Below are 21,563 nucleotides of genomic sequence, written 5' to 3' on the forward strand. Positions count from 1 at the left end.
TCATGTCGAATAATATTATTCAAGCTTATGCTGCTATGTCCGCAGGTGCGGAACTTGAACCTTATCAGTTTGATGCCGGAGAATTGCAGCCGCATCAGGTCGAAGTCAAAGTAGAATACTGCGGTCTCTGTCATTCCGATATTTCAGTGATCAATAATGAATGGGGTTCTTCAGTGTATCCGGTTGTAGCAGGACATGAGATTATCGGTACCATTACCCATCTGGGTGCAGAAGCCAAAGGCCTGAAAGTTGGGCAACGGGTGGGTATCGGCTGGACAGCGGAAAGTTGCCAATATTGCGATCCTTGTATTTCGGGCCAGCAGGTGCTGTGTACTGGCGGTCAGGTGGCTACCATTGTCGGACATGCCGGTGGTTTTGCCGACAAAGTGCGCGCCGGTTGGCAATGGGCCATTCCCTTACCTGAAGATCTTGATCCTGAAAGTGCGGGTCCCCTGCTCTGTGGCGGGATTACCGTCTTTGATCCGATCCTGAAACATCAGATTCAGGCCATTCATCATGTTGGTGTAATCGGGATTGGTGGTTTGGGTCATATCGCGATTAAATTACTCAAAGCCTGGGGCTGTGAAATTACCGCTTTCACTTCAAATCTGGATAAAACTGATGAGCTGAAAGCCATGGGCGCTGACCATGTGGTCAATAGCCGTGATTCGGCTGCCTTAAAAGCCCAGCGTGGCAAGTTTGATTTATTGCTGAGTACGGTCAATGTCACCTTGAACTGGCAGGCTTATCTGGCAACTTTGGCACCAAACGGCACTGTACATATGCTGGGTTTACCACTTGAGCCGATGCAGATTCCGGCTGGCATGCTGATTGGCGGAGCCAAGTCAGTCACCGGTTCACCGACAGGTTCGCCGGCGGCATTACGTCAGTTACTCCAATTTGCTGCACGTAAAAATATTGCACCACAAATTGAAGTCTTCCAGATGTCACAGCTGAATCAGGCGATTGAACACCTGCATTCTGGCAAAGCCCGTTACCGGATTGTACTTAAAGCAGATTTTACAGCTTAAATTCAGTCTGTTTTCACGTGTTAAAAAGACCCAGCGATTGGGTCTTTTTTATTGCAGGGCTTCAGGCAAGACCGCAATACTGGCAGGCTTGGCCAGCTCGGTCTTCATTTTCTGCAGCATCTGATAAGGCTGCTGTTGCACAAACATATTTACGAAGGTCAAAGCAATGGAACCTTCCGGATTGGCATAACCATAGGTTGAAACCTTGACCTTATTATTAGCCAGTTTCTGAAAAGTCCAGTCGCCCTGATAATCAGTTAAACGCACATAATCCGGGTTTAAAGGATAGCCACTTTGGATGGCTTTATTCTTGATGGTGATCTGACCATTGGTTTCCTTGATCATCTTGCCCTGTACAATCAGGTCACGGTCTTTTAAGGGAAATGGAAAATCCAGCACCATATACAGGGTAAAGTCACCTTTTTTATCATCGCGGGACAGGACCTTGATGCTACCCATATAGGGAACCCACTGTACTGCATGCTCGACATTCAGAATCAGGGACACGGCATTTTCAATTGGTGCAGTATAGGTGGTTTCAGCTTTATACAGAAAGACCGGGTTTTGCTCATTCTGATAGGTCCAGACCTTGATATTATTTTTATGAATACTGAGTTTAGGCGTCCCGACAGGCTTGGCCTGCGCAATGGCGCCAAGCGCCACTGCACAGAACAGAAAAATCATTTTTTGCATTTTTTATTCGTCTTATTTTAATTTTATACTTTTTTTATAAATGATTTTAACTCGGTTTTAAACCTGAATATCGTTAAAACCAAGCACGTCTTTCATATCATATTTACGTGCTTCACGGCCTACGACCCAAGCGGCAGCACGTACCGCACCGCTCGCAAAGTTCATGCGGTTGGTGGCTTTATGGGTAATTTCCACCCGCTCCCCGTCGGCAATAAACATCGCGGTATGTTCACCGACAATATCGCCACCGCGAATGGTCTGGAAGCCAATGCTCTTACGCTCACGCGGACCGGTATGACCTTCACGGCAATATACCGCATCTTCTTTCAGGTCACGGCCCAAAGTTTCCGCAATCGCCTCACCCCACATCAAAGCTGTACCCGATGGCGCATCTACTTTGTGACGGTGATGTGCTTCAATCACTTCAATATCTACGGTATCGCCAAATACTTTAGATGCCAGTTCAAGCAGTTTGATCGAAACGTTCACACCCACTGAATAATTCGCTGCATAAACTACAGGAGTTTCCGTGGCAGATTCCTCCAAATAGGCTTTTTGCTCGTCATTCATACCGGTGGTACCAATCACGATTGCGACCCCTGCTTCACGGCAGATTTTAAGATGATTGACGGTCGCTGCTGGCGCAGTGAAATCGATCACGACATCACAGTCTTTGACTACATCGGTAAGGCTACCCACGACCTTAACACCTGTTGCGCCAATTCCGGCAAGTTCGCCCGCATCTGCGCCTAATAGTGTACTTTCAGGGCGTTCTACCGCAGCCGCCAACTGATAACCTGCTTCATGCACAGCCTGAATAAGGATACGCCCCATACGACCGCCTGCACCCAAGATCCCAATGCGTGGTGTAGCTGACATAACATAGTCCTGATGTTGATCCAAAATTGCTCTTACTATAGCAAAACTGCGGAATAACACTAAGATGCATTGCATAAAAATCAATGAAAATACTCAAAGATCGAAATCACTGATATTGATAAGAGTTTCAATCCGGTCTTTGGAATTATGGGCTAGATCTCATCCAGGTCGTCAGATATGGATCAATAGCACGCATGAACGTAACCGTCTTCAAAAAGCAGCTTTCAAATCAGATGAAGAACATTCAAGCTTCGGGGGCAGATTAGGATCCTTTCAATTCAGCTCAGCTTATCTCTCACTGAAGTGATGAACCTAAGTCACTTAGGAATGATCTATACAATTTTGAAAATTTTTCCACTTAAGGTACTTTGAAAGCACATTTCAAAACTGGGACGAATATCTTCACCATCTACAGTGATATGTTTTATATTGGAATGAGATTGTGTTTTAGAAAAATGATGATCGACTGTTGCTTGAATAGCGTGTTGAGCCCCAAACTGATCCTTTACACTAATACTTTGTTTAAGCATATCTATACCTTTAATAATAGTTAAAGTGGCAAAATATCCACTAAAAATTGATGTTTCTGAATTTTATCTTTAAATAACTTTATGATTTAGCTTAAATAATTGATTTATAGAAGTATAGAATGTACGACCATCTAAGTTTAAATCTACCTCAACTCCAGATGAAAGAAGAACTCTCTTATCCACTTCAATTCTTTTTAAACCCTGACGTGTATTTTGCATTTTATTGAGAGGAATTAACGAAACAATAATTTCAGTACCATTTTTAGATTTTGCAATTAAATCATTTATTTTTAACAACTTGAATCCTGTTTTTCTAAAGATTTTTCCAATTTGGAAAATAACTTAAAATTAAATTTGAACGATAAAAAAAGCACTTATTAAGTGCTTTTTTTACTGTTTATTCTTGCTTAGATAGCAACAATATTTACAGCATTCGGTCCTTTTTGACCTTGAGCTACACTGAATTCAACCAGCTGGCCTTCAAGCAAGGTTTTAAAACCTGAACTCGCAATTTCACTGAAATGAGCAAAAACATCTGGACCTGATTCTTGTTGAATAAAACCAAAACCTTTAGTTTCGTTGAACCACTTTACAGTACCTTTAACAACATTTGAGTTTGACATAATATATCCTAATAATTTTTAATAATTTTTTAGTCATTTTATAGACTGATTATAACTTTGAAATAATAAAGAATGAGACTTAAAATCTGAAAAAAAACGAAGGATTATGACTAAAACTACGATACTTAAAGAAGATTTACCGAAACAAGACTTTTTTCTAGTTAAGTTAACTATACACGAAAAATTTAATTAATCAAGTTTTCTTATATATATATTTATTTTATTTATTAAAAAGTAAAATTTATAATTATTTCAATAAGATTAAGCTTTCATTGTCATGATAACAAAATAAGAGTAATCTGCTGTACTGGTAAATTTGATAAGTAATGAATGCGATTATATAGCTCTGTAATAACAATATTGGCCTTTTTAATTTCGGGAATGATGCTTTTTTCTCACTTACAAAATATCTATCACCCTCCAAATTTGGACTCATACTTTCTATTTAGATAGTCAAATATAAAAATAGAAACCGCTTTTTAGGCGGTTTTTATGTTTAAGCGAGACTTATCAAACAATAAATAGCATCTTCTAATCTAGAGTATCTTATCTACATAATAAAAAAGGACGCCTCAGCGTCCTTTTTTACTTTCACTCAATTAATCAAACAAACGATCAAAGAATGATTTTTTCTTTGGTGATGATTTGCTATCTTCACCATCCATGGTTTCTTGCAGTTCTTTTAACAGTTCACGTTGACGTGCACTTAAGTTGACTGGAGTTTCTACCACAATACGGCACAGCAAGTCACCTTGCATGCTGGTACGTACCGGTTTAACACCCTTACCACGTAAACGGAACAGTTTACCTGTTTGCGTACCTTCAGGAATTTTCAGACTAACACGGCCATCTAGCGTAGGAATCTGAACTTCCTTACCTAAGGCTGCATCAGCAATTGATACCGGCACATCCATATACAGGTCAGCGCCATCACGCTGGAAGATTTCATGCTCACGCACCACCACTTCTACGTACAAGTCACCTGACTGACCATCACGGATTGCTTCACCCTTACCGGTCAAGCGAACGCGGTCGCCATTATCCACACCCGCAGGAATAGTGACTTCCAGAGTTTGCTGACGATCCGACACACCTGAACCATGACATTTATTACATGGGTTCTTGATGATCTTGCCCTGACCACGACAGGTACTACAAGTTTGCTGTACGGAGAAGAAACCTTGCTGCATGCGCACTTGACCAGCACCATGACAGGTACGGCAGGTTTCTACATCGTTTGGATTTTTTGAACCCTTACCATCACAGGCATCACACGGTGCCGGTGCAGTAAAGGTAATGGTTTTCTTGACACCTTTGACCGCTTCTTCCAGGGTCAGTTCCATCACATAGCGTAAGTCAGAACCACGGCGTGCGCGTTGCTGGCCACGACCACCGCCGCCACCAAAAGCACCACCGAAAATATCACCGAACTGGCTAAAAATGTCTTCTGCGCTGAAACCACCGCCGAAGCCGCCACCGCCGCCCATACCACCTTCAAAGGCCTGATGGCCCATACGGTCGTACATGCTGCGCTTTTCACCATCAGAGAGCACTTCATAGGCTTCTGCTGCTTCTTTGAATTTCTCTTCAGCTTCAGCATTGTCCGGGTTACGGTCTGGATGATATTTCATCGCCAACTTACGGTAGGCTTTTTTGATTTCATCATCACTAGCGGTTTTAGCGACGCCCAAAACCTCATAATAATCACGTTTAGCCATGTCTGGCGATGCTCCTCACGGAATTTTGTTTAATATTCAACTGAGGTCTGAAATTGGGGTCAAACCGAGTTTTACAAGGGGAAATATGAAAAAAATTATATGCTTTAGAACACAGCTTTGTTTTGAGAGAATTTATGGATGCCTTTAAACCAGGCATTGATCAGGAAAATAAAAGCAATAAAGCTGAAAATCACTCCGGTCACCACACAGGCTTTGACCCATAACTGGCTGTCCCAGGCAAAGAAAAACAGGGGAATAAACCACAGCGCAGCGAAGATCGCCAAAATGGTATAAATCACGATATTGCGCATGATCCACAGCGCCTGTGCCTGTAACCAGACCTCGGCATAATCAACTTGAGCGACTTTACGTGCGAACCAGTAGGCCAATAGTCCACTAAACAGGGTAAATAAGGCCAAAAACATGAAGACATAAGCCATCGCTACGGAACGTCGCATCTTGGTTAATGTATCTTGAGTCATGTTTGGTTCAACCTCGTTACCGTATTGGTAGCTCGACCAATGCAGCAATTACTTATTTTTTTAAATTATAAAAATCTCAGATGCTACTATATTGAAAATTTCCAAATTTCGCACCTGAAATTATGACAAATTTAAACAGAATTTAAACTTTTTTTCACTTTAAACCACTGTGCATATAGTGCAGGCAGGAAAAACAGGGTCAATAATGTCGCCACAATCAAACCGCCCATAATCGCCACCGCCATTGGCCCGAAAAAAATACTGCGGGACAAGGGAATCATGGCCAACACCGCAGCCAGTGCGGTCAATACGATCGGACGACAACGGCGTACTGTGGCATTGATGATGGCATCCCACTGCGACTCTCCGGCCTGAATATCCTGCTCGATCTGGTCAATCAGAATCAGCGAATTGCGCATGATCATTCCAGATAAGGCAATCGTCCCGAGCATCGCAACAAAACCGAAAGGTTTATTGAAAATTAACAGGAATAACACTACTCCGATAATGCCCAAAGGTGCGGTCAGGAACACAATAAAGGCCCGTGAGATGCTCTTGAGCTGAATCATCAGCAGGGTCATGACGACTGCGAGGAATAAAGGCATGCCGGCATTCACCGAGTTCTGTCCACGAGCCGATTCTTCAACTGTACCCCCCACTTGCAGCAGATAGCCATTCGGCAGCTCTGCCCGGATTTTTTCCAGTGGCTCTTTGAGTTCATTGACCACAGTAGCGGGCTGCAACTTGCTACGAATATCGGCACGCACAGTAATGGTCGGCAAACGATTCCGATGCCAGATCAGACCTTCTTCAAAGCTGTATTCAATCTTGGCCAGCTGCGCCAAAGGTACTGATGTACCGGTCGCAGTCGGAACAGCCAGACTGGCTAAAGATGCTACCTCCACCCGTTCAGCCTGAGCACCACGTAAACGGATTTCAATCAATTCACGTTTTTCACGATACTGGTCAATGCCGGCCCCCAAAATCGAGCTGTTGAGTACATTGGCCAGTTCACTGCTACTCACCCCAAGCTGACGGGCACGATCCTGATCAATCTGCAATTTGATGACTTTACTCGGCTCGCCCCAGTCCAGATGCACATTGGTGGTATTTGGATTTTCTCCCACGGTGGCTGCAACTTTCTGCGCCCATTCACGGACTAATCCTAGATCTTCACCCGACACCCGGAATTGTAGTGGATAACCCACAGGTGGGCCATTTTCCAGCAAGGACACCCTGGTACGCACTTCTGGCAATAACTTTCGAATCTGGTCACTTAAGGATTTACGGATTTCATTTCGATCCTCTAAAGAGGATGCCAGCACCACAAACTGGGCAAAACTGGTTTGCGGCAACTGCTGATCGAGCGGTAAATAGAAACGTGGAGAACCCATCCCGACATAAGCCACATAGTTATCAATGCCCTCTTGTTTCGATAAAAAGGCTTCTACTTTTTTTACTGCAGCTTCAGTGGCCTTCAGTGAAGCACCTTCTTCAAGTTTGAGATCCACCAGAATTTCAGCTCGATTTGAAGGTGGGAAAAACTGCTGCGGCACCAGCTTAAACATTAAAATAGACAGAATAAAAATTCCGACCGTGGCAACAATGACAGTTTTACGATAGGTCACACAGGCATCGACCCAACGGCGAAAGCCCTGATAAAACCGGGTTTGATAAGGGTCATAATGTTCTCCGGCATGATGCACAATCGGCTGAGGTTCTGGCTGTTTGCGTAGACGTGCCCAGAGACGCTGATACCACGGCGCTTTCTGAATTAAATCCTTGTTGAAATCCGGCAGAAGTTTATCGCCTAAATATGGCACAAACAGTACCGCGGCAATCCAGGACACCAGCAATGCAATGGTCACCACCTGGAAAATGGAACGGGTATATTCCCCGGTACTCGATGCTGCAGTGGCGATCGGCAGAAAACCGGCAGCGGTAATCAGGGTTCCGGTCAGCATCGGAAAAGCCGTGGTGCGCCAGGCATGCCCGGCCGCCTGTAAACGGCTATAACCCTGCTCCATTTTAATCGCCATCATTTCAATCGCGATAATGGCATCATCGACCAAAAGACCGAGGGCCAGAATCAGGGCCCCCAAGGAAATTTTATGCAGTCCGACATCAAACAGCTGCATACCGGCGAAAGTCATGGCCAGCACCAGCGGAATCGAGAAAGCCACCACCAGACCGGTCCGGAAACCGAGCGAGAAAAAACTGACCAGCAATACGATAATCACCGCTTCTGCCAGCACTTTCATAAATTCGTTAATACTGCGTTTGACTGCCACCGGCTGGTCGGAGACTTTTTGCAGCTCCATGCCGAGCGGCAGGGTTTTTTGCAGGCGGGCGAATTCCTGTTCCAGATTTTTACCCAAGGCAATGATGTCCCCGCCCTTGCGCATCGATACAGCAATACCAATGCCGTTTTCGCCCATAAAGCGCATCCGCGGTTGTGCCGGATCACTAAAGCCTCGATAGACTTCTGCGACATCTCCCAGCTGAATGGTTTTGCCATTGACCAGCAGCGGCATCTGTCTTAATTCTTCAACACTGTTTAATGCACCACTGACCCGCACCTGAATCCGGTCTGAACCGGTTTCAAAAAAACCGGACTGGGTGGTGGCATTTTGCTGCTGCAGGGCTTGCTGAATCGCCATGACTGGAACGCCCAGCTGGATGGCCTTGGTATTGGAAATCTCAATCCAGATTTTCTGGTCTTGCAGGCCAATCAGCTCAACTTTGGCAACATCTTTGACCCGTTGCAGTTGCAGCTGTAAGCGGTCGGCGTATTCCTTGAGGGTCGCATAGTCAAAATCTTTACCCTTGAGCACATAAATATTGCCAAAGGTGTCGCCAAATTCATCATTAAAGAACGGCCCTTGTACCCCTTGTGGCAATTCATGCCGGATATCGCCCACCTTCTTGCGCACGTTATACCAGACATCAGCGACATCTTTCGAAGCCAGGGAATCCTTGGCAACAAAAGTCACCATGGATTCACCCGGACGCGAATAGGCCATGATGCGGTCATACTGTCCCGTGGTCATCAGTTCCTTTTCAATCCGGTCAGTGACCTGTAGGGATACTTCTTTGGCACTGGCACCCGGCCAGTAAGTCTGGATCACCATGACTTTAAAGGTAAAAGGCGGATCTTCACTTTGTGACAGTTTGGAATAAGAGACGATGCCGATCAGACCCAGCAGGATCATGAAATACAGCACCAGACCTTTATTTTTTAAAGCCCATTCCGACAGGTTAAAGTTCATGCTTAACTCCCTGCCTGAATGGTCACACGACGGTTTTCACGATCAATCGGATTGATTTTTTGCTGGTTACGCAGCAGATGTACGCCGCCAATCACCACATAGTCTTCCGGCTTGAGGCCACTGAATACAGGAACACTGTCCCGGCCATAGGCACCTAGCTGGACCGGGACTTTACGCAAGGTATGATCCGGCTGAACCACCATGACATAAGCCTGCTGATCCGTTGCCGAGACACTGGATAGCGGCACACTAAGCATATTATTGCGGCTGTGCTGAAAAAATACCCGGGCACTTTGTCCCAGCTGGATCTGGCCATTGCCTTCACGTAAGGAAACTTTAACCCTGAAGGTACGCGACTGGTCCGCTGCCGGTGAAATCTCTCGGACAATGGCGGCAAATTTTTCTTCAGGTTTGGACCATAAGGTGACCAGAGCCGCTTGCCCCACCCTAATTTCAGCAATTGCCTGTTCCGGCACCCCAATCACCACTTCACGCTCGCCGGCAATTGCCAGTTCATACGCCGCCTGCCCGGCAGCGACCACCTGACCTGTTTCAATATTGCGTGCAGTGATTACGCCGTTTCTGGTGGCAATCAGCTGGTTATAAGCAGTCTGGTTTTTAGCGGTATCATAGTTGGATTGTGCCTGCTTCAGATTTGACATGGCGGTCTTGTACTGATTTTCGATCGCATCATATTGTGAGCGGCTCACGGCATTGGATGGCAATAACTGCTTGAAACGTTGTAATTCATCCTGAGCAATCTTAGTGGCAGACTGCGCGCTTTCCAGCTGGGCACGTGCTGCATTCAGCTGCAGCTGGGCATCTTTGACATCCAGAGTTGCCAGGACTTGCCCGACTTTGACCTGGTCACCCACATCGGCGAAGCGCTGGGTCACCTGTCCAGCCACCCGAAATGCCAGCGCCGTTTGCTGGCGCGCCTGCACATCACCGGCATAACTTTTTAATTCATGCTGTGAAGTGGTGGGTGTGGCCACCATGACAAAGGGAACTTCCTGTTCTGCTGCAGCAGTATCTTTGCTGCACCCGCTTAAGGTCACGCTGCAAAGCACCACCATGCCAGCCAATACGCTGTAAATCCTGCTCATCTTATTCGCTCTTATCTGATCGTCTTTTTTAGGGCAAACTATGCTGATATATTAAATTGCTTGTTTTTTAATTAATATACCACCCGGTACACTAATTACAACTGAATCATCAAAGCAATGACCGTGTTGACTTTTTTTGGAAGAAATTGTGCAAATACCTGTAGGACGACCCAAGGATCTGGAAAAGCGTCAGCGCATCCTGAGTGTGGCCAAAGCGCTGTTTTTAGCGCATGGCTATCATGCCTCCAGCATGAACCAGATTGCACGTGAGGCAGGTGTGACCAAGCTGACGGTGTATAACCATTTTCAGGACAAGGCGACTCTGTTTAGCTGTGCGATTGAGGATACCTGTGAAGCCATTCTGCATGAACATCCTCAGCTCTTGCAGCCGAGCAGTGACTTTGCGCAGGAGTTTTATCAGGCCTGTCAGCGTGCGTTAAATATTATTCATTTACCAGAAGCGATCAAGCTGGACCTGCTGCTGATGGAACTGGCCTCGCAGCAAAGTCCTCTGGCAGAACAGTTTTATCAGGCCTCGCATAGCAAACTGGATGCAGTCTGGAATGATTTTTTTAGCTTGGCCCAGCAATACCGCTTTATTCAAGTCGATCCTCCAGAAAAACAGACCGAGCTGATCGTGTCCCTGCTGACTGGAACCCGTCATCAGAAAATCCTGCTGGGTCTCAGCCCTCCCCCTTCAAGCGCAGAACAGCAACAGATCATTAGCGAGGCCATTGAACTGTTTATGCTGAAATATGCCCTGCCGGATTAATTCCTTTCCTTCGGACTGATCACCGATCACCGTATGTGGCCTAAAAGTTGCTAAAAAAGCAGCCAATACTCTGCAACTTTTGTCTCTAGGGGACTTGGATTGTCATGCAGTCGCGGTATAGTCAAAGCATGCATGTGAGGGAATAAAAAAATGATTCAACAGATTGATGCACCACTACGCGAAGACGTACGCTTACTGGGTAATTTGCTTGGGGAAACCTTAAAATTACATGCCGGACAGGATTTGTTTAATCAGATCGAGCAGATCCGTGCCCTGTCCAAAGGCGCTCGCGATGGACAGGTCGAAGCAGAAAAACAACTGGAACAACTGTTTTTGAGCCTGGAAGATGCCGAAATCCTGCCGCTGACCCGTGCCTTTACCCACTTTTTAAACTTTGCCAATATTGCCGAACAATATCATGTGGTACGTCGTCGCCGTCAGAGCGAGTTTGACGACACTGCAGAATCGCCCAATCCTCTGGTGCCTTTATTTGAAAAATTTAAACAGCAGGAAATTTCTGCCGATACGCTGTATCAGCAAATCTGTGAACTGAAAATTGAACTGGTCCTGACCGCGCACCCCACAGAAGTCAGCCGCCGTACTCTGATTCAAAAATATGATGGCATCAACACTGCCCTGTCCAAATTCGACCAGCAGAAACTGACTCCACGTGAACGTCAGGCTGTCCTGGCCGATCTGAAACAGCTGATCAGCTCTGCCTGGCAAACCGATGAAATCCGTCAGCATCGCCCGACTCCGATTGATGAAGCCAAATGGGGTTTTACCACCATTGAGCAGACCTTATGGAATGCAATACCGAAATTTATCCGCGAACTAAATGGCATGGTGCAAGCGCAATGTGGCCAGAACCTGCCCTTAGATGTCGCACCAGTACGTTTTGCCTCATGGATGGGTGGTGACCGCGATGGCAACCCCAATGTCACCCACACCGTCACTCAGGAAGTACTGTGGCTGTCGCGCTGGAAAGCAGCCGATCTCTATGTACGCGATATTGAAAACCTGCGCTGGGAACTATCCATTCAGCAATGCAGTCCGGAAATTTCCTCAGCCTTGGGCCAGCCCCATCCTGAACCCTATCGTGAATATTTACGTGACACCCGTACCCGCCTGAAAGCCACGCGGCACTGGCTGTCAGAAAAATTAAAAGGCAATGATGCCGATGACAGTCTGGTGATTAAAAGTAAAGACGAACTTTTACAGCCGCTCCTGACCTGCTACCGCTCACTGATGGACTGCAATCTGGCCGAAATTGCCAATGGCAGCCTGCTGGACTTTATTTACCGGGTCAACAGTTTTGGGATCGAACTGCTAAAACTGGATATCCGCCAGGAATCTGGCCGTCACCGTCAGGCAATTTCAGCTATTACTGAATATTTGGGACTGGGGAATTTTGAAACCTGGACCGAACAGGCCCGTCAAAACTTTTTACTGCAGGAATTGCAAAGCAAACGTCCGTTACTGCCGAAACATCTGAATGAACCGGTTGGCAGCCTGATTGAACATCCGGATGTACAGGAAGTCTTTGCCACCATGCGCACACTGGCCGAACAGCCGAGCGAGTCTCTGGGTGCCTATATTATTTCCATGGCAGAATATCCAAGTGATGTCTTGGCGGTACTGCTTTTACAAAAAGAAGCCGGCATCGAGCAGGCGTTACGGGTGGTTCCTCTGTTTGAAACCTTAAAAGATCTGGATGGTGCAGCCGCAACCATGTCGACCCTGTTCAATATGCACTGGTACAAACAGCATATTCAGGGCAAACATGAGGTCATGATTGGCTATTCGGATTCTGCCAAAGATGCCGGTTTTATGTCGGCCAACTGGGCACAGTATCGTGCCCAGGAAGAACTGACAGCAGTTGCTCAGCAACATGGCGTGCAGTTGACCCTGTTCCATGGTCGTGGCGGTTCGATCAGTCGTGGTGGTGCGCCAACCCAGCAAGCCTTGTTCTCTCAGCCACCGGGTTCTATTTCCGGTGCGATCCGGGTGACTGAACAGGGTGAAATGATCCGCTTTAAATTCGGGCTGGAAGAAATCGCGCTGCAAAATCTGGAAATTTATACCGCTGCAACCCTGGAAGCGACCCTGCTCCCGCCACCTGAGCCAAAACAGGAATGGCGCGACCTGATGCATCAAATGACCGAACTGTCGGTTCAGGTCTATCGCCAGACCGTACGGGAAAATCCGCATTTTGTAAAATACCTGCGTACCGTTACCCCTGAACTTGAACTGCAGATGCTGCCTCTGGGTTCACGCCCCGCCAAACGTAAAGTCAGCGGCGGCATTGAATCCTTGCGGGCCATTCCCTGGGTATTTGCCTGGACCCAGATTCGCCTGATGTTGCCTGCCTGGCTCGGTACCGGTGCCGCCCTGAATGAAGTCGTGGATCAAGGACAGCGTAATGTACTCGATGAGATGCTGGCCGAGTGGCCATATTTCCAGACCCTAATTGATATGCTGGAAATGGTCCTGTCCAAAGCCGACGCGCATGTAGCGCTGTATTATGAATCGCATCTGACCCAGGATGAAGATCTGAAAATTTTGGGGACAGCGTTACGCCAGCGTTTGCAGGATGCAGTACAAACCCTGTTAAGCTTGAAAGGTGAATCGAAACTGCTCAGCAGCAATGGCGTACTGGATCAGTCCATGAAGGTGCGTAAACCGTATCTGCTACCATTGCACTTGCTGCAAGCTGAACTGATGAAACGTCGCCGTTTATATCTTGAACAGCAACAGGCCGAAAACACCCCGGTGGATCATGCCTTGATGGTCAGTATTGCCGGAATTGCTGCGGGTTTACGCAATACCGGTTAATCCAAACAGACTGTTTAAAAGCACATCTTCGCGATGTGCTTTTTTATTGAGCAGTCAATAGCCAAGAAATATTTTATTTTATATAGTAAATCAGATTTATTTATACATAGCCCTATTGATTATAAGAAATTAATCTACTGATTTCACTTTAGTTTTAACTCAAAATTCTTTTACCACCCGGTAAAATATTAAATAAAGTCATAGAATTAATTTGAACAAAAATTTTGTTTAAGTGATTAAATCTTCTAAAGAACAAGAGTATGATGTGCACAATTTATCTTTCGAGTGCTCATTTTATGTCCAGTTGGTTTCCCAAATGGCGCCCTTATGAGGGCAGCATCGATGCACGCCCAGTAGGTACCGCAGAGTATTTGCCACCCGCACAAACGGTCGTTTTGGGTGTACAACATGCTTTTGCCATGTTTGGTGCGACTGTACTGGCACCTTTTTTAATGGGCTTTGACCCTAACCTTGCCATTTTAATGTCAGGGATTTGTACCATCCTGTTCTTTCTGATTACCGGTGGCCGGGTTCCAAGTTATTTAGGTTCAAGCTTTGCCTTTATTGGTGTGGTCATCGCGGCAACCGGTTATGCCGGTGGTGGTGGACTCAACCCCAATATTGGTGTCGCAGCCGGCGGTATTATTGCCTGTGGTATCTTCTATGCCCTGATGGGTTTTCTGGTCATGGCGACCGGCACGCGCTGGATTGAAAAGCTGATGCCACCGGTGGTGACCGGTGCCGTAGTGATGATCATTGGTCTAAACCTGGCGCCGGTGACGGTAAAAAGCGTGATGGGCAACACCTTTAATATGTGGATGTCTCTGGTTACCGTCATGTGTATGGGCTCAATTGCCGTCTTTACCAAGGGTCTGCTACAACGCCTGCTATTATTGGTGGGGCTGTTATTGGCTTATCTGATCTATTTTGTACTCAGTAATGTCATGGGTTATGGCACTGCGATCAATTTCCTTCCCATTCAGCAAGCAGCCTGGTTCGGCTTACCGACTTTCCACGCACCAACTTTTGAATTGAATGCGATGTTGATCATTGCGCCAATTGCCTTGATTCTGGTGGCTGAAAATCTGGGCCATATTAAAGCCGTAGGCGCGATGACCGGTGAAAACCTAGATCCGCATATTGGTAAAGCCTTTGTGGCAGATGGTGTTGCAACCACTTTAGCCGGTGGTGTAGGTGCGCCGGGTATGACTACCTATGGTGAAAACATTGGTGTGATGGCCGTGACACGGGTTTACTCGACCATTATCTTTGCCGTCGCGGGTGTCTTTGCTGTGTTCCTAGGTTTATCGCCTAAGTTTGGTGCGATTATTCACACGATTCCGACAGCGATTCTGACCGGTGCTTCGATTGTAGTCTTTGGTTTGATTACCATTGCTGGTGCCAAAATCTGGATTGAGAACAAGGTCGATTTCTCGCAGAACAAGAACCTGATGGTGGCTGCGGTGACCATTATTTTAGGTACGGGTGATTTTGCCCTGACTTTTGGCAGCTTCAATCTGGGTGGTATTGGTACGGCAACGTTTGCTGCACTGATCCTGAACTGGTTCTTTAGCCTGGCCGATAAAAAATAAAACTCGAAATAAAAGTATTGAGCAGCCGAATGGCTGCTTTTTTTATCTTTATATTTTTCAACTTTGCGATTAAAGAAATGAAAAGAAGCCCCGCAAGGCTTCTATTAAAGCACGTGTCTGTTTAAGGACGAAACTCTTTCAGTTCACGTTGAATAAAGTATTGGAACATTTCACGGTATAGATGTTCAATAAACTCCTGATCGACGCCCTGTTGCTGTGCCAGCGCCCTGACATTTTCTACAATCTGTTCCATACGTTCCGGTGACTGCAAATCGGTTTCGGTTTTTTTGAAACGGGTGGTTTGATCAACATAAAATTGACGCGCAGCGATCAGCTCAACTAAAGCTGTATCAATGGCATCGATCTGTTGACGTGCATGTTCTAGTGATTCAGCTTTGATCTTTTCCATGTTTTTTCAGTTCACTTTCAGTTTGATTATTACTCTTATACTTTTCTTCTAACACATTACTGAAAATACTTTCAATCATCCAGACCCGATATAAGCTATTAAATGTATAACTTTGATCATCTATGCGCAGTTCCAGTACCGGGAAATTCGGCTGGGACTTCATTTCACAGAGCATATCATTGTCCTGCAGCTTGGCCAGAATATCGTCCTGGGTCAAATCGACAATATTTAACTGTTGCTGCAAATGTTTGAAATGGGGTACATAAGACAGGTCTTCACCACGGGTCCAGACAGCCTGCAAGATCTGGTACATCGCCTCAATCCGCTGTTCCTCGGGGCAGCTATAAAATAACTGTGCCATTGGCGCAATCGCCTGCTCGGTCGGTCGGCAGAACGGGGTAAATTCTACTTCCGTCCGTTTGGATAAACGGGTGGCCAGACTCCAGTCAAAGTCATCTCGGCCACGATAGGACAAGGGATAGACATTTAGCTGGATATTATAATAATCCGCCAGTTCTTCCTTGATATAGGCCAGTAATAGCCAAGAAATCGGATCTTCCAGCGCGATATACAAGTCCAGTTCCGGATCCATCGACTGGATCTCGTTCAGCTCTTCGGCATCACTGATTAGATGCTCACGCCATTCAATGTGATCGATCATAAAAATCGGATTACCGGTCAGCAGTTTTTGCTGCTCCAGACGTCGGGTCAGACGTAACAGATCATCGACCGCCTGATACTGGCGTCCGCCTAAATTAAAATAGCTGGCCAGAATCGGGGTCTGATCAAAAATACGTTCAGGAAAATCCTGTGGCTGATGATGGCGACTGGCCATGGCATAAAGGGTTCGTAATTTTCCGGTCTGTTTTTGCCAGAGCATATGGAATACATCTTCCAGCAGGTACAGAAAATCCTGCCCCCGCAGCGGTGTATGCCGCAAAATCAGTTCAGCCTGTTTTAAGGCCTCAGCGCTCGGTAATTCTGGCGTATCATGAAAACTGAAACGATGCTGTTTCGACAAGATTTTGGCATCATTAATTGTATAGTGCTGCCATTCATCAAAAGACATCTGGTTCGGCGCTTCGGCATGCTCACTGGAAATGATCACTTTCAGCGGCTTGAGTTCTGGACTTAAAATTTCTTCGAGCTGGGGCAGCTGCTGTACCGCCAGATAACTGTACACATCATCCAGTCTTAAATGGATACTCAGCCCATCTTGAATAGATAACACCGTTTGACGGGTCGGTTTTTGGTAAAACCAACTCGATCGGATTGGATCAAACCAACGGCGTAACAGGGACATGAGATCGGCCTCGACAACAATGACGGTGCGCAGCTCAACATATGAGAAGCTGCGCAGAATAATCTATTTTTAAGATCGCAGAAGCCAAAGCCCTGCATGCTGTAAAAACTTATATCAAGTCATAAGCAAATGTTCAATGTTTAACAATGGATTAGAGGTCAAGATTCAGGTCAGTGACCGCCCCGGTTTCTGCACCTGAAGTCAGTTTGGCGAATTTAGCCAGCGCACCGTGGGTATAGTTTGGCTGAGGTTTGGTCCAGGCCGCTTGACGTGCAGCAATTTCTTCTTCCGCGACATGCCAGGTCATTTCCCGAGTTTCCGCGTTAATTGAAATCTGATCACCATTTTGCACCAGACCAATCGGGCCGCCCTCATAAGCTTCTGGCGTCACATGACCAATCACAAAACCATGACTGCCGCCAGAGAAGCGTCCGTCAGTAATTAAAGCCACCGAAGCGCCCAGACCTTTACCAATAATCGCAGAAGTCGGTTTCAGCATTTCCGGCATGCCCGGACCACCTTTAGGGCCGACGCCACGAATCACCACCACTTCACCCGGCTGGACTTCGCCATCCAGAATCCCGCGCATGGCACCCTGCTCGCCTTCAAAGACCCGTGCCGGGCCAGCAAAATGCAGACCTTCCTTACCGGTAATCTTGGCCACAGCGCCCTTCGGCGACAGATTGCCTTTCAAAATCACCAGATGGGAATCTTTTTTCACGGGCGCATCAAAAGGCAGAATAATCTGCTGACCTTCCGGATAGTCCTGCACATCGGCCAGGTTTTCTGCCAGCGTCTTACCTGTGACCGTTAAACAGGACCCATCCAGCATGCCGGCATCCAGCATGCGCTTCATCAGTGGTTGAATCCCACCAATCGCAATCAGTTCTGACATTAAATATTTCCCGGATGGACGCACATCGGCCACCACCGGAATATCTTTACCAATCCGCACGAAATCATCCAGACTCAGTTCCACCCCTGCGGTATGCGCCATGGCTAGCAGATGCAACACGCCATTGGTCGAACCACCCAGCGCAATCAAGACCTTGATCGAATTTTCAAAAGCAGCCTTGGTCATGATGTCACGTGGCTTGATATCCAGTCGTAACAGATTCATGACTGCTTCACCGGCACGGGCACAGTCGATTTGCTTGTCATCCGAAATCGCTTCCTGTGCCGAGGAGCCCGGCAAGCTCATACCGAGTGCTTCAATTGCAGAGGCCATCGAGTTGGCCGTATACATGCCGCCACAAGAGCCCGGACCCGGCAAGGATACTTCTTCAATATGCTTGACTTGAATCGCGTTAATTTCACCTTTGGCATATTGACCGACTGCTTCAAATACCGAAATCATGTCGGTATGGCCTTCGCCGGGTTTGATGGTTCCACCATAAATAAACAGACCGGGGCGGTTTAGACGTGCCAGTCCCATGATGCAACCCGGCATGTTTTTATCACAGCCACCAATCGCGATGACTCCATCATAAGCCTGGCAACCCACGACCGTTTCAATGGAGTCTGCGATCACTTCCCGTGATAGCAGTGAATATTTCATGCCTTCCGTACCATTGGAAATACCATCTGAAATGGTAATGGTATTAAAGATAATGCCCTTGCCACCCGCAGCACTCACGCCCTGTTCTACAGTTCTGGCCAGACCATCAATATGCATATTACAAGGCGTGACATTGGCCCAGGTCGAAGCGATGCCAATAAATGGACGTTTAAAATCGGCATCTTTAAAACCGGTAGCACGCATCATGGAACGCGCCGGTGCATTTTCAATGCCTTCATAAACGGGGGCTGAATGCTCGCGGATATTATCTTTACTCATTATTCTCTTCCTGGGCGATGACCAATTTTAAGCGTCAGTCTTGGACAATTTATTTTAAGGACATTGTATAGAATTAAAACAAAGCAATACAGCTTTCAGCTGCTTCTATAATATTCGATACATGCCAAAGTCATCTGCAACTGTCCGAGGCAGGACTACAATTAATATTTACTGTTTCTGCGATATAAGTGAAAAATGCTAGTTTCGGACGAGTTTTGCAGATGATAGTGGTTTTGCCTACTTTTGCCGAAACAAAAGTAGGTCGAACCGAAGGTTATAAACTGCAATTAAACAATTTCCTTTAAGACCCCGTCTTATTGAATCTATAAATTTCAAATAAAAAAAAGCACCCCATCTGGAGTGCTTTTTAAATCTGTAAAATTACAAATTAGATATCACGTACTGCACCTTTCGAGGCACTGGTGGTATGCATCGCATACGCTTTGAGTGCTTTAGACACTTTACGAGGACGCTGTTCAGCAGGCTGCCAGCCTTTGGCTTCTTGGGCTTCACGACGTGCTGCCATGGTTGCATCATCCACTGCCAGGTGAATGGTACGGTTTGGAATATCAATTTCGATACGGTCACCATCTTCAACCAGACCAATCGCACCACCTTCCGCTGCTTCAGGAGACACGTGACCAATCGACAGACCAGATGAACCACCCGAGAAACGGCCATCTGTTAAAAGTGCACAGTCTTTACCCAAACCTTTCGATTTGAGATAACTGGTCGGGTACAGCATTTCCTGCATGCCCGGACCACCACGTGGACCTTCGTAACGAATCACCACAACATCACCCGCAGTGATTTTGCCGCCAAGAATGGCTTCAACTGCAGCATCCTGACTTTCAAACACACGTGCAGTCCCGTTGAATTTCAGGATTGAATCATCCACACCTGCTGTTTTTACGATACAGCCTTCTAGTGCGATGTTGCCATAAAGTACTGCCAGGCCACCATCTTGCGAGAATGCATTGGCTGCATTACGGATCACACCATTGTCACGGTCACCATCTAAACGTGCATAATAACGGTCTTGCGAGAATGCGGTTTGCGTTGGTACACCGCCCGGCGCTGACTTAAAGAATTGATAGACGTCTTCATCTTCAGTACGGATGATGTCCCATTTATCCAAGGCATCTTTTAAAGTTTTTTCATGGACCGTTGGAACAGAAGTATCCAGTAAGCCAGCACGATCCAGTTCGCCCAGAATCGACATGATGCCACCGGCACGGTGTACATCTTCCATATGGACATCCTGTTTCGCCGGCGCAACTTTACATAGTACCGGCACATTACGTGACAAACGGTCGATATCGGTCATAGTAAAGTCGACTTCAGCCTCGTGTGCTGCTGCCAACAAATGCAGAACAGTATTGGTTGAACCACCCATGGAAATGTCTAAAGTCATGGCATTTTCAAACGCTGCTTTGGTTGCGATTGAACGTGGCAACAAGCTGTAGTCATTTTGCTCATAATGACGTTTAGTGATTTCAACAATCAGTTGACCCGCACGCTCGAATAATTTTTTACGATTTGCGTGGGTTGCCAGGGTTGAACCATTACCCGGAAGCGATAAACCAAGTGCTTCAGTCAAACAGTTCATCGAGTTTGCAGTGAACATGCCTGAACATGAACCACAGGTTGGGCAAGCTGAACGCTCATATTCAGCGACTTCTTCATCAGTGAAGCTGTCATCTGCTGCAACAATCATGGCATCAACCAGGTCGATGGCTTTTTCATTGCCACGGATTTTGACCTTGCCCGCTTCCATTGGACCGCCAGAGACAAATACCACCGGAATGTTCAGACGCATTGAAGCCATTAACATCCCCGGGGTGATCTTGTCACAGTTCGAGATACACACCATTGCGTCGGCACAATGCGCATTGACCATGTACTCGACCGAGTCTGCAATCAGATCCCGTGAAGGCAATGAATATAGCATGCCGTCATGACCCATCGCGATGCCATCATCGACAGCAATAGTATTGAATTCTTTGGCCACGCCGCCTGACGCTTCAATTTGACGTGCCACCAGCTGACCTAAGTCTTTCAAATGAACGTGACCCGGTACAAACTGGGTGAACGAGTTCACCACCGCAATAATCGGCTTACCGAAATCTTCATCTTTCATGCCGGTGGCACGCCATAAACCGCGTGCGCCAGCCATATTTCTTCCGTGTGTCGATGTTTTTGAACGATAGTCAGGCATTTTATATTTCCAACAAAGTTTGAGCTTGCAATGAATCGGGCAGATCCACTCTGGCTAAATCATACTGACAAGGAGCTTAAATCAGTTGAATTTTAAACCTATCATACTACAAGCCCTTGATTTACAAGATGGCCTTTTGGGTGTAGATGCAGGCAAAAATGTCTATAGAGAGGTTTGGATGATCTGACGATAAAAATTTCTTAATGAAATCTACTATACCGCCATCATCATCAGGACAATACAAAACTTTCATGAATAATTTTTAC

General features: G+C 46.4%; 17 protein-coding genes. 4 read left to right on the forward strand and 13 right to left on the reverse strand.

Features of this window, described 5'->3' with window-relative positions:
* The first annotated feature begins 2 nt into the window (after positions 1–2).
* Entirely contained in the window at positions 3–1,031 is a 1,029-nt protein-coding gene (ahr, locus tag NI465_RS11140; protein WP_253145336.1) for an NADPH-dependent aldehyde reductase Ahr, read from the forward strand.
* A gap of 48 nt (positions 1,032–1,079) precedes the next feature.
* Here the strand turns inward: ahr and NI465_RS11145 are convergent, their stop codons facing one another.
* The 9 genes from NI465_RS11145 to NI465_RS11185 all read right to left on the reverse strand — a co-directional run bounded on the left by NI465_RS11145 (position 1,080) and on the right by NI465_RS11185 (position 10,331).
* Positions 1,080–1,724: an SRPBCC family protein gene (locus tag NI465_RS11145; RefSeq protein WP_253145338.1), complete on the reverse strand. Its 645-nt coding sequence runs from the start codon at positions 1,722–1,724 to the stop codon at positions 1,080–1,082.
* A 57-nt stretch (positions 1,725–1,781) separates the two neighbouring features.
* A complete protein-coding gene (gene dapB, locus NI465_RS11150) occupies positions 1,782–2,603 on the reverse strand; it encodes a 4-hydroxy-tetrahydrodipicolinate reductase (protein WP_153566274.1) in 822 nt (273 codons plus the stop codon).
* A gap of 332 nt (positions 2,604–2,935) precedes the next feature.
* Positions 2,936–3,133 (reverse strand): hypothetical protein, encoded by a 198-nt coding sequence (locus NI465_RS11155; RefSeq protein WP_004280859.1) that lies wholly within the window; start codon positions 3,131–3,133, stop codon positions 2,936–2,938.
* A gap of 69 nt (positions 3,134–3,202) precedes the next feature.
* A complete protein-coding gene (locus NI465_RS11160) occupies positions 3,203–3,430 on the reverse strand; it encodes a hypothetical protein (protein ID WP_184413397.1) in 228 nt (75 codons plus the stop codon).
* 110 nt (positions 3,431–3,540) lie between these two features.
* Positions 3,541–3,756: a cold-shock protein gene (locus NI465_RS11165; protein WP_005105001.1), complete on the reverse strand. Its 216-nt coding sequence runs from the start codon at positions 3,754–3,756 to the stop codon at positions 3,541–3,543.
* 599 nt (positions 3,757–4,355) lie between these two features.
* Positions 4,356–5,474: a molecular chaperone DnaJ gene (dnaJ, locus tag NI465_RS11170; protein WP_005104999.1), complete on the reverse strand. Its 1,119-nt coding sequence runs from the start codon at positions 5,472–5,474 to the stop codon at positions 4,356–4,358.
* A gap of 104 nt (positions 5,475–5,578) precedes the next feature.
* Entirely contained in the window at positions 5,579–5,956 is a 378-nt protein-coding gene (locus NI465_RS11175; RefSeq protein WP_005249514.1) for a hypothetical protein, read from the reverse strand.
* Positions 5,957–6,087: 131 nt separating this feature from the next.
* Positions 6,088–9,225, reverse strand: a complete 3,138-nt coding sequence (locus NI465_RS11180; RefSeq protein WP_253145340.1) for an efflux RND transporter permease subunit — start codon at positions 9,223–9,225, stop codon at positions 6,088–6,090.
* 2 nt (positions 9,226–9,227) lie between these two features.
* Positions 9,228–10,331, reverse strand: coding sequence for an efflux RND transporter periplasmic adaptor subunit (locus NI465_RS11185; protein WP_253145342.1), 1,104 nt, complete (start codon positions 10,329–10,331; stop codon positions 9,228–9,230).
* Positions 10,332–10,479: 148 nt separating this feature from the next.
* Between NI465_RS11185 and NI465_RS11190 the strand changes: the two genes are divergently transcribed.
* The 3 genes from NI465_RS11190 to NI465_RS11200 all read left to right on the forward strand — a co-directional run bounded on the left by NI465_RS11190 (position 10,480) and on the right by NI465_RS11200 (position 15,530).
* A complete protein-coding gene (locus NI465_RS11190; protein WP_253145344.1) occupies positions 10,480–11,103 on the forward strand; it encodes a TetR/AcrR family transcriptional regulator in 624 nt (207 codons plus the stop codon).
* Positions 11,104–11,253: 150 nt separating this feature from the next.
* A complete protein-coding gene (ppc, locus tag NI465_RS11195; RefSeq protein WP_253145346.1) occupies positions 11,254–13,938 on the forward strand; it encodes a phosphoenolpyruvate carboxylase in 2,685 nt (894 codons plus the stop codon).
* Between the two features lie 296 nt (positions 13,939–14,234).
* Positions 14,235–15,530: a solute carrier family 23 protein gene (locus NI465_RS11200; RefSeq protein ID WP_253145348.1), complete on the forward strand. Its 1,296-nt coding sequence runs from the start codon at positions 14,235–14,237 to the stop codon at positions 15,528–15,530.
* A gap of 121 nt (positions 15,531–15,651) precedes the next feature.
* Here the strand turns inward: NI465_RS11200 and NI465_RS11205 are convergent, their stop codons facing one another.
* From NI465_RS11205 to ilvD (NI465_RS11220), 4 genes are all read right to left on the reverse strand, one after another.
* Positions 15,652–15,939 carry a chorismate mutase gene (locus NI465_RS11205; protein ID WP_253145350.1) on the reverse strand — a complete coding sequence of 96 codons (288 nt, stop codon included), beginning with the start codon at positions 15,937–15,939 and terminating at the stop codon, positions 15,652–15,654.
* Complete coding sequence (locus tag NI465_RS11210; RefSeq protein WP_195725370.1) at positions 15,920–17,242, reverse strand: hypothetical protein; 1,323 nt, start codon at positions 17,240–17,242, stop codon at positions 15,920–15,922. Before NI465_RS11210 ends, NI465_RS11205 begins: the two co-directional genes overlap by 20 nt.
* Positions 17,243–17,393: 151 nt before the next feature.
* Entirely contained in the window at positions 17,394–19,079 is a 1,686-nt protein-coding gene (ilvD, locus tag NI465_RS11215; protein WP_005108266.1) for a dihydroxy-acid dehydratase, read from the reverse strand.
* Positions 19,080–19,467: 388 nt separating this feature from the next.
* Positions 19,468–21,297: a dihydroxy-acid dehydratase gene (gene ilvD / locus NI465_RS11220; RefSeq protein WP_080633081.1), complete on the reverse strand. Its 1,830-nt coding sequence runs from the start codon at positions 21,295–21,297 to the stop codon at positions 19,468–19,470.
* Positions 21,298–21,563: the final 266 nt, after the last annotated feature.

The sequence above is a fragment of the Acinetobacter lwoffii genome, from assembly GCF_024129855.1.
In the GTDB taxonomy this organism is placed as follows: domain Bacteria; phylum Pseudomonadota; class Gammaproteobacteria; order Pseudomonadales; family Moraxellaceae; genus Acinetobacter; species Acinetobacter lwoffii_L.